At 59.3% G+C, this 9,512-nt stretch carries 6 protein-coding genes; all 6 read left to right on the top strand.

Translation table 11 applies throughout. The annotated features are described in order from the left end of the window. The first annotated feature begins 10 nt into the window (after positions 1-10). Positions 11-2,278: a glycoside hydrolase family 113 gene (locus H9S92_RS02345; RefSeq protein ID WP_187465121.1), complete on the top strand. Its 2,268-nt coding sequence runs from the start codon at positions 11-13 to the stop codon at positions 2,276-2,278. Between the two features lie 145 nt (positions 2,279-2,423). After that, complete coding sequence (locus H9S92_RS02340; RefSeq protein ID WP_187465120.1) at positions 2,424-4,184, top strand: PQQ-dependent sugar dehydrogenase; 1,761 nt, start codon at positions 2,424-2,426, stop codon at positions 4,182-4,184. A gap of 212 nt (positions 4,185-4,396) precedes the next feature. After that, a complete protein-coding gene (locus tag H9S92_RS02335) occupies positions 4,397-5,779 on the top strand; it encodes a HEPN domain-containing protein (protein WP_187465119.1) in 1,383 nt (460 codons plus the stop codon). A gap of 192 nt (positions 5,780-5,971) precedes the next feature. Next, positions 5,972-7,048: an AI-2E family transporter gene (locus H9S92_RS02330; protein WP_187465118.1), complete on the top strand. Its 1,077-nt coding sequence runs from the start codon at positions 5,972-5,974 to the stop codon at positions 7,046-7,048. A 307-nt stretch (positions 7,049-7,355) separates the two neighbouring features. Continuing rightward, complete coding sequence (locus H9S92_RS02325; RefSeq protein ID WP_222935943.1) at positions 7,356-8,615, top strand: T9SS type A sorting domain-containing protein; 1,260 nt, start codon at positions 7,356-7,358, stop codon at positions 8,613-8,615. 5 nt (positions 8,616-8,620) lie between these two features. Beyond that, positions 8,621-9,505 (top strand): heme/hemin ABC transporter substrate-binding protein, encoded by an 885-nt coding sequence (locus tag H9S92_RS02320; RefSeq protein WP_187465116.1) that lies wholly within the window; start codon positions 8,621-8,623, stop codon positions 9,503-9,505. Positions 9,506-9,512 lie beyond the last annotated feature (7 nt).

Genomic DNA, 9,512 nt, shown 5'->3' with positions numbered 1-9,512 from the left:
TACAATCCAAATGAAACGACACATTGCTTACGCCTTCTTTTTGCTTCCTCTATTTACGGTGTTGTGCCTGGCGTGCAGCATGGCCCGCCAGGAAAAAGACGTGGGCGATGAGCTGCCCCGGTCGCAGGTCCAACGGCAGGCGATGCGGGCTTCGGTCTGGCGCTTCGTCTACTGCGTACGCGATGACCAGGACCCTACGGAACTGCGGGGTTTACTAGAGGAGATTGCCGCTTCGCAGCCTTTTGGCCGGCGGATCGAGGTAGTTGATTGTGCGACGCTGAGCCAGGATACGCTGGGAACGGGTCCTTTGGCCTTCTTCGGCAGTCGTATTCCCGCTGGCGGCGAAGGACTGCCGCTGCAGGTAGACCCGGATTGGCAGTTTGACGGAAACAAGGCTTTGGCGGAGGGCGATGTGCTGTTGCTGCCGCTCTACCGCAACCCGTGGTCGGGGGGCAAAACCGTGGCCAGCTTTTTCGTCGCCCAAGACCTCGAACGCCTGCAAGGGGTGATCCGGGCGGAATACATGGAAAACTGGGGACGAATTTTGCGGGGTGGCTGGTCTTACGAAATCCACCGCGCCAATGGCGATCAAGTGCTGGGCAGCTACGTAGACACCACGTGGGCCTTTGACCGCAGTGCCGAGTTGCACCTCCAATCGCCCACCGAGCCCGTGTACGATGCCGACGGCCTGCGCATTTTCGCCTACGACGGCGCGGCCAACGGACAAGACGAAACCCGGGTGGCCCGGGCCATGACCAGGATCAAGGCGGGCGTTGACTCGCTGCTCGGCGGCGAAGCCTCGGTTTATCCCGAAGTGCGCCTGTACCCCAGTGTGGAGCGCATTGGTTTCCGCCTCGGCAACATGGACCCGGTGCAGTACGATGCGGAGCGGCATATTCTCCACCTCGTGCCAAGTTTTTTGTGTGAGATGGCCCTCACCTCGGGCGTGAACGCCTGGCGGCCATTCATGGCTGAGGGGGAACGTAAGGCCTTGAACCCGGCGGCGCAGACGGATTACGTGGCCGCCTTGCAGTACTTCCTGCGCGACAATTTTCTCCACGCGGAAGTGTGGGAAGAAGCGGCAAGGGTGGGTTCCCTGCAGTTGGCGGTGGTGGAAGATATTGACGTGATGAGCCCCATCATTACGGATGCGCAGGCACGCTACCGGGCCTGGCGGCGGGTGCTGGGCAGTCCAGGCAAAACCAAAGAAGTCCTGGCCAAACTCCGGACTGGCGCGGGGGACGCGCTGCCGTTGGCCCCCGCTGCAAGCATTGCGGTGCCGCCGGTGGTGCCTTTCAGTGCGCCGCAACCGCGGCTGGCGGGAATGACCTTTGCCCACGAGGGCTACAACGGCCACCACGGTTACGGTGGCAGCAAGACGAAGCCTTCGCTGGATAGCTTGCGTAAGCTGGGAGCCAACGCCGTTGCGGTCGTGCCCTACACCTTTCAGCGGGACCCTGCGAAGGCAGCGGCTTTCCACCTGCCTAAAGGTGCGGGGAGCGAAAACGACGCTGGTACGGCCATGGCCCTGCGGGAAGCCCACGCACGCGATATGTTTACCTTGCTGAAGCCCCAGATCTGGGTAGGCGGGGGCAACTGGCCCGGCTCGGTCGAGCTGAGCAGTGCGGCAGAATGGGAGGCATGGTTCAGTAACTACCGCTACTGGATACTCCACCACGCCCTTATGGCCCAGCGGGAAGGCGTCACGGCGCTTTGCCTGGGGACGGAGTTGGTCAAAACCACCCTAAAGCACCCGGAACAGTGGCGCAAGATCATTGCGGACGTACGAAAAGTGTACGGCGGGCAACTCACCTACGCTGCCAACTGGGGAGAGGAATTTGAGGGCTTCACCTTTTGGGAAGACCTCGACGCCATCGGCCTGAACTCCTACTATCCCCTATCAGAAAGCGAAGCCCCCAGCGACGCCGAACTGTTGCAGGGCGCGCGTACCTGGATGCAGATGGCGGCGGCCGTCAGTCGGTCCACCGACAAGCCCCTGTGGCTGACCGAGGTAGGCTTCCGCTCGGTGGCGCGGGCCTGGCAAAATCCCCACGCTGCGGCGGACGACCGGCCGACGGATTACCAGGCCCAGGAGCGTTGCTACCGGGCCCTCCTCACCGCCGCAAACGAGACGCCGGAACTGCGGGGGATGTTCATCTGGAAATGGCCAAGCTACCTGGGCCACAACGAAGGCCACGGAGAAAGCGACACCGGCTTCGTCCCCGGCGGAAAGCCTGCGGGCCGGCTGTTGGCAGACTTTTACGGGGAATGGGAATGAGGCGACAAGGAAATTTATCCCGGCCAAGGGAACTTTAGCAGCCAATTGCGTTACCCCATTAGGCGCAGGAGCACTAGACACAATGGCCTGGCCACCCGATAACTTTCTCCTTGATCTGAACCGAGCCCCCCAAAATCATTCGATTATGAAACATTGCTATACTCTTCTATTCCTGCTGTTCGGCGTCCCCGCCCTTACTTTTGGGCAGCCGGTGCTACGGTTCGTTGACCAAGGGGTCAATTTTAGCAGTCCGGTAGACGTCACGGCGGCGGGTGACAACAGCGACCGCCTATTTATAGTGGAACGGGCCGGGCGCATCAAGGTGTTCGATCAGACCAGCGGGATGGTGCAGTCTGCCAACTACCTCGACATCAGCGCGCGCGTTCGTTCGGGCGGAGAGCGGGGCCTGCTGGGCCTGGCCTTTCACCCGGATTTCGCAACGAACGGATACTTTTACGTCAACTACACGGGTAATGGAACGGTAGCGGGGATTCCGAATGGCGCAACCGTCATCTCGCGGTTCCAGGCCGTTCCTCCGGATGCAACTACGGTATCGGCAGCGACCGAAACCATATTCCTGACCATTGCCCAGCCCTTTGCGAACCACAACGCGGGCGACCTGGCTTTCGGGCCGGATGGCTACCTCTACATCCCCACGGGCGACGGGGGCAGCGGTGGAGACCCTAATGATGCGGCACAAAACAAGCTTGCCCTCCTCGGCAAAATGTTGCGTATTGACGTAGACAATCCGGTGGTGGGCGGACCGAACTACAGCGTACCGCCAACGAACCCTTTCGTGGGTAACCCTGCCTACCGACCCGAAATCTGGGCGACGGGCCTGCGCAATCCCTGGAGGATCTCCTTTGACCGTGACCTGGGAGATTTATGGATTGCCGACGTTGGCCAGGGCCAGCGGGAAGAAATCAACTTCCAGGATGCGGAAAGCGGCGGCGGAGAAAACTACGGCTGGGATTGTCGCGAGGGTAAGGTGATTTACAATGGTCCACCCGATAGCCCTTCCAGTGAATGTGATCCGATGATCACCTACACTGATCCACTTTTCGACTATGACCACGGCAGCACGGGTGGGCAGTCCATTACCGGAGGCTTTGTGTACCGGGGGCAACACGCCGACGACTTGCTGGGGCACTACGTTGCTGCCGACTACGTTTCGGAGCGCTACTTCATCGTTACGCCCCCCGACGGCAGTGGCAACCGGAGCCTGCTGCGGCAGACGCCCAGCCTGGCCAGCGACGCCCGGGGCATTTCTTCTTTTGGCGAAGACGACAATGGCAATGTTTACGTCGTCACCCTGGACGGCGACTTCTACGAACTGACCACCGTGCGGGCACTGCCCATTGCACTGGACAGCTGGACGGCCAGCCCGGAAGACAAAAGTGTACGCCTGGCCTGGACGACTACCTCGGAGGAAAACTCCGCCCTCTTCTTCCTCGACCGCAGCCAGGACGGCAGCAGCTTTGTCACCATCAGCAACCTGGCAGCGGCGGGCAACAGCCGGACGCCGCAGCAGTACAGTTACCTGGACAGCGACGTAAGCGCGGGGACCTATTTCTACCGCCTGCGGCAAAGGGATCTGGACGGCAGTGAACAGGAATACCCCATCCGCTCCGTGTATCTGCCGGGCAGCCCCGATGAAGGGCCGCAGCTGACGCCAAACCCGACCAGCGGCAGTTTCCGCCTCACCATACCGGGCCTCCAGCGGCCAGGACAAACCTTACTGCGGATCTTTGCCAGCGATGGCCGCCTGGTGTACGAAGACGTCCGCACCTCCGAGGCAGGACCGCAGGAGTTTGTTCATACCCTGCCGACCTTACCCAGCGGTTTGTACCGGGCCCTGATCGAGTACGACGACCGCCGCTTCGAGCGGAGTCTGGTGCTGCGCTAAACCTTCCCCTGCTCTTTCAAGATCGTGCCCGGCACCTGCGGCCGCGCCCAGAAAAGCACGCTGCGATTGAGGGGGATCTCCCTGCGCCAATCCGGGAGTAAGCACGGTGCTTTTTACCGGCCGATCGGAAGCACCCGCGGGAGCGACTGCCGTAAAATTGGTATATTGCCACCTCATTCAACCCATGTGAAAATGGTCAATATACTAAAATTATGTCTGGAGATTTCACCTTTGAACTGCTGTGCATCGACCCGGCGGACATTGTCAATCAAGAAGCCTTTATTCACGCCCTCAGCTACAGTAAAGAGGTATGGAACGGCAAATCTCCGCTCATTACCCAAGACCTTAATGGGCAGCATTACATCAAAGGAGAGGAAGGAATGGTCGTCACCGTTCTCCCCGTGGACACCAGTAAAATTCTCACCGACCTGGTAGAAGCGGCTTTTGTGCTGCGCATTGAGTGTAAGTATTTCGAGGTCGTGGAGCCGTTCCGGCAACGGGTGCTGCGGCATTTGCGGGACAACCTGAAGTTTGCCCACATCCGGATTTTGAAAGACGACATCTCCTCGGAGATCGCCAACCAGTTGTACCCCAAGATCAACGCCGTGGAAAACCTGCTGCGGCGTTACCTGATCAAGTTCTTCTTCCAGCGCGTGGGCATGAACTGGTGGGACGTAACGGCCACGCCGAAGATGATCGAGAAGGTAAAAACCCGGCAGCGCAACCGCTCTAACCAGTTCAGCCACTTCATCAACAGCGACATCGAATTTGCGGATTTTGACGATCTGGGGCTGCTCATTTACAAGCAATCGACGGGCTTCAACGAGCCGGAAAAAGTGCTGGAACTGTTGGAACACATCAACACGATTGAAGCGCTCGATGAGTTGAAGGGCAACCTTCAGGGCAACTACACGAAGTATTTTAAGACCTTTTTCCGCGATAAAAACTTCGAAAAACTTTGGAAAGACATGTCGCGCATCCGGAACAAGGTCGCGCACCAGGCTACTTTTTTCCATTCGGAGCTGGTGCGGGGCAAGGAGCTTTCGGCAGAGTTGATCCGGATCATTACCGAAGCGGAGAAACACATTGACGAGATCGTGCTGAGTTTGAAGGAAAAGCAAGCCATTCACCAGGCGGCCGCCGAGGTCGTCCGGGAAGAGGAGGTGGAAGCAGCCGAGCAACAGGCGCAGCAGGATGTGATGTCTGGCAACCGTGCCCCTTCGGAAATCACGCCCGAGCCGGAGCCGAGTACCTCTGATTTTGACAACCGGGTAAAACTGGCGGGCCCGAAGATCCTGGGCAAAATCAAGCTGGAGCACAAGGTAAAAACCTACCGCAAGACCGCCGCACCGGGCTACATCGTCATTACCGAAGAAGAGATCATTGCCGAGCTGGAGGAAGCGCTGAGCCTGAACTACACCGATTACGTCGGGCTAAAGTGGTTTGTGACCCAGTTTCTGGCCAACAAAGGCTACGCCATCGGCACCACCTACTCATTGATCAACATCCTGATCGAACAGCAAACCATCATCCTCTACGAAAAAGAGAGCGCCGATGGCCACCCGATTAAGGCTATTCGGTTGCCGGGTGTTTAGTTCATAGTTCATGGTTCATAGTTCATAGTTCAGTAGTAGAAAATAGTGCACCTCAGCTACCAGACGACAGAACTACCAAACTACAGAACTACCGAACTACCGAACTACGGAACTACCGAACTACCGAACCACCAAACCACCAGACTACAAAACAAACCTCCCGCGGGCTTCCCACGGCCGTACCTTTTAGCAATGCCAACTGACACCAACCGCACTGATCTGATGCGCATTCAGAGCAATCTTTTTTTCATCCTGGTGGCGGGCACTACCCTGCTGTTTTTGGGGATGATTGGTCCGTTTCTGCTGACCGTGTTGTGGGCGGTGGTACTGACGATCATCTTTTACGGCGTGTACCGCTGGATAGCGATGCGGTTTAAGGGGCGTCGCCCGGGTTTGGCTGCGGCCCTTACTTCGCTGCTGTTGTTTCTGTTCGTTATCGTTCCTTTTGCGCTGATCGGCATTGCGTTGGTGCAACAGGGCATCGGGGTATTTGAAAAGGTGCAGTCGGGAGAAATCGATCCATCGGCGGTGGTCAGCTACGCAGATGAAAATCTTCCGCGCCTGACGGAATCCCTGGACAAGGTGGGGGTCAGCATGGACGACCTGCGGGAGCGCGTGAGTGGATTTGCGGTGGAAGCCAGCCAATTCGTAGCAACCCGCGTACTGACGTTCAGCGGCAGTGTCCTCAACACTTTCGTGCAATTCACGCTGATGCTCTACCTGCTGTTCTTTTTCCTGAAGGATGGCAAAACGATCATGCGGAAGATCACCAACACCATCCCGATGGGCAATGTCCGCGAACGCACCCTCTTTACCCGCTTTGCCACCGTCAGCCGGGCCACGCTCAAGGGCACGCTGGTGGTGGCCCTGGTCCAGGGAACCATTGGTGGCCTCACCTTCGCCATTCTCGGCATTCCGGCGGCCTTGCTTTGGGGGGTGGCCATGACGCTGCTGGCCCTGCTGCCGGTGGGGGGAAGCGGCATTGTTTGGGTACCGACCTGCATCATCCTCTTTGCGCAAGGGGAAGTAGGCAAAGGCATCGCGCTGCTCATCGTCGGATCCCTCATAATCGGCCTGGCCGATAACCTGCTCCGCCCCTTGCTGGTGGGCCGCGACACGCAGATGCCCGACTTCCTGGTGCTCATCTCCACCCTCGGCGGCATCACCTACTTTGGCCTGAGTGGCTTCGTCATCGGCCCCACCATCGCCGCACTCTTCATCACCGTCTGGGAAATGATGGGACGCGACTACGGGGGCAAGATCGACTAGCATTGACACAGTTGTAGGCGGGCGCGGCCGCAGGTGCAAGGGACGTTTGATGTGCGATGTGGGATGTCAGATGTGCAACGTCTGGCACATCCCCGGCTGAGCATGTCTCGGCCTGGTCCGGGCTGCCTCCCACCGAAACATCCCCGCTTGAGGGTTTCCCCACCCTAGAAGTGTTCAGCCGCCCCCCGGATGATCCCCTGCCGACAACTATTTAGACTAATTACAAAAAAGATTGCCCCTTTCCGTTGCACAGGCGTGGAAGGATACCTTATGTTTGCACTAATCTTATTTAGACCAAATGCAAACAATGAAATCCACCCTGACTTTCCTACTGTTCATCACCGCTTTTAGCGCTTTAACGGGACAATTCCTGGAAGTTTCTCAGGGAGCAGGCTACGGCCAGGCGGTTTACCTCGACCTCACCACGGGCAGCAATACCGCCATACCGCACGATGCATGGGACATTGCCTTCAACGTCGGCGGCCGTTCTTCGGGCATCCTGATTAACGAAGGCGTAGCGGCGGCGCAGGCTTCGCCGGCCCCGGAAGTGGAACTTTACGGCAGTACGGCCACCCATTTCGCACCGGCGGACACTGCCGACATCACCCGCCGGCTCTACAATGGTAAAAGCAGCTGGGACGATGGTGCTTTCAATGCGCTGGCCACACCCGGTAGTCCCTTCGACGTGGGTTGGGGCAATTACAGTCCGGCCACCCAAACGGTGGTGGGTAGCCGGGTCTTTTTCGTCAAAACCCGGGCCGGGGAATACCGCAAGCTTTTCATTTCGTCGTTGGCGGGCGGCAAATACACCTTCCTGCACGGGCCGCTCGATGGCAGCAGCGTGGATACGGTGACGGTTGATAAGACCTTGTTCATTGGCAAGACCCTGGCTTACTTTTCCTTCGCCGACGGTGTCGTAGACCTGGAGCCCGAGCGTTGGGATCTGCTCTTTACCCGCTACGTCACCCCGCTCCCGGACGGAGAAAACATCCTGGACTACACCGTCACCGGCGTCTTACAAAATCAGAACGTCAGCGTCGCCAAATTAAGCGGCGTCGACCCCCCAACGGTAGCAGCGCCCGCCGCAAGCGCCTACAACGACACCCTTACGACGATTGGTTACGACTGGAAGGAGTTCAACCTGACGACTTTCCAATGGTCCATCCCCGAAGACCTGGTCTACTTCGTGCGCAACGCCGAGACCATTTTCCGCGTCCAGTTCCTTGACTTCGAGGGTTCGGGCACGGGTATTTCTACGCTGAGTGTGGAAGTGGCAGGCAGCGTTGCGGTAGCCGAGTTGCCCCGTACCGTAGCGAGTAGTCGCCTGTACCCCAACCCTGCTCCCGACCGGGTCTTCCTGGAAATCGACGCCCGCACGGCCGCCGAAGACCTAAGCCTGGAAGTGATCAGCGTGGCGGGCCAGACCCTCCTTGCATCCCGCGTCCGCGCCCTCCACCCTGGCCTGAACCAGCTCGAAATCTCCGTCCGGGAGCTGCCCGCCGGGAACTACTTCCTGCGCCTGCGGGGCAGCCTCGGCGTAGTCGTGCATCACCTGGTAAAACAATAAATCCCATGCGCAATTTGCCCCTGCTTTTCCTTTTTTCCTTCCTGTTCGTCGCCTGCAGCCCTGCGGCAGAACCGGTTACGGAAGCAGATACTGCCACTAAAACCAGCCCGCGCATCGTGAGCCTGAGCGGTACGCTGACCGAGTTGCTCTTTGCCCTCGGCCAGGGGGATGCTCTGGTGGGCGTTGACGTGACGAGCACCTACCCCGCCGCCACCGCCGAGTTGCCGAAACTGGGCCACGTCAGCAAGCTCAACGTAGAAGCCCTGCTTGGTTTACAACCGGACCTGATCTTCGTAGATGCCGCAGTAACCAACAACCCCGCCCTGAAAACGCTGGCCGACGCAGGTGTCCGGGTAGTGTACGTCCCCCTGCGCCCCACGCTCGATAACGCCGTGCAGGCCACGGCCACCCTGGCCGGGCACCTGGACCTCCCCGAGGCCAGCATCGCAACCGTCAAAGCCAATCTTCAGCGCGATAGCCTGGCCCTGGCCGCTGCCCTGCAAGGGGCCAACACCCGACCCCGCGTCCTGTTCCTCTACGCCCGCGGCGCAGGCCAGGTACTGGTAGCCGGCACGGGCACGGAGGCGGAAGCCATCATCCAACTGGCTGGCGGAACCAACGCCATCCAGTCGTTTGCCGACTTCAAACCCCTCACACCGGAGGCATTTGTGGAGGCGGCGCCCGACGTCATTCTGATGTTCAGCAGTGGGCTGGCCAGTTTGGATGGTCCGGCTGGCCTGGCCAACATCCCCGGCATTGCCCAGACGCCGGCCTTTCAGCGCAAGCGGATCGTGGCGATGGACGGGCAGTACCTGCTCGGCTTTGGTCCGCGCGCTGCCCAGGCGGCGGCCGAGCTGGCCGGGCAATTGCATCTTCCTGATCCTCAGTAATCCGAAT

Origin of the sequence: Neolewinella lacunae (assembly GCF_014349155.1) — a bacterium.
GTDB lineage: Bacteria > Bacteroidota > Bacteroidia > Chitinophagales > Saprospiraceae > Neolewinella > Neolewinella lacunae.
The sequence above is the reverse complement of the archived record's forward strand: the minus strand, read 5'-3'. Positions and strand labels throughout refer to the sequence as shown.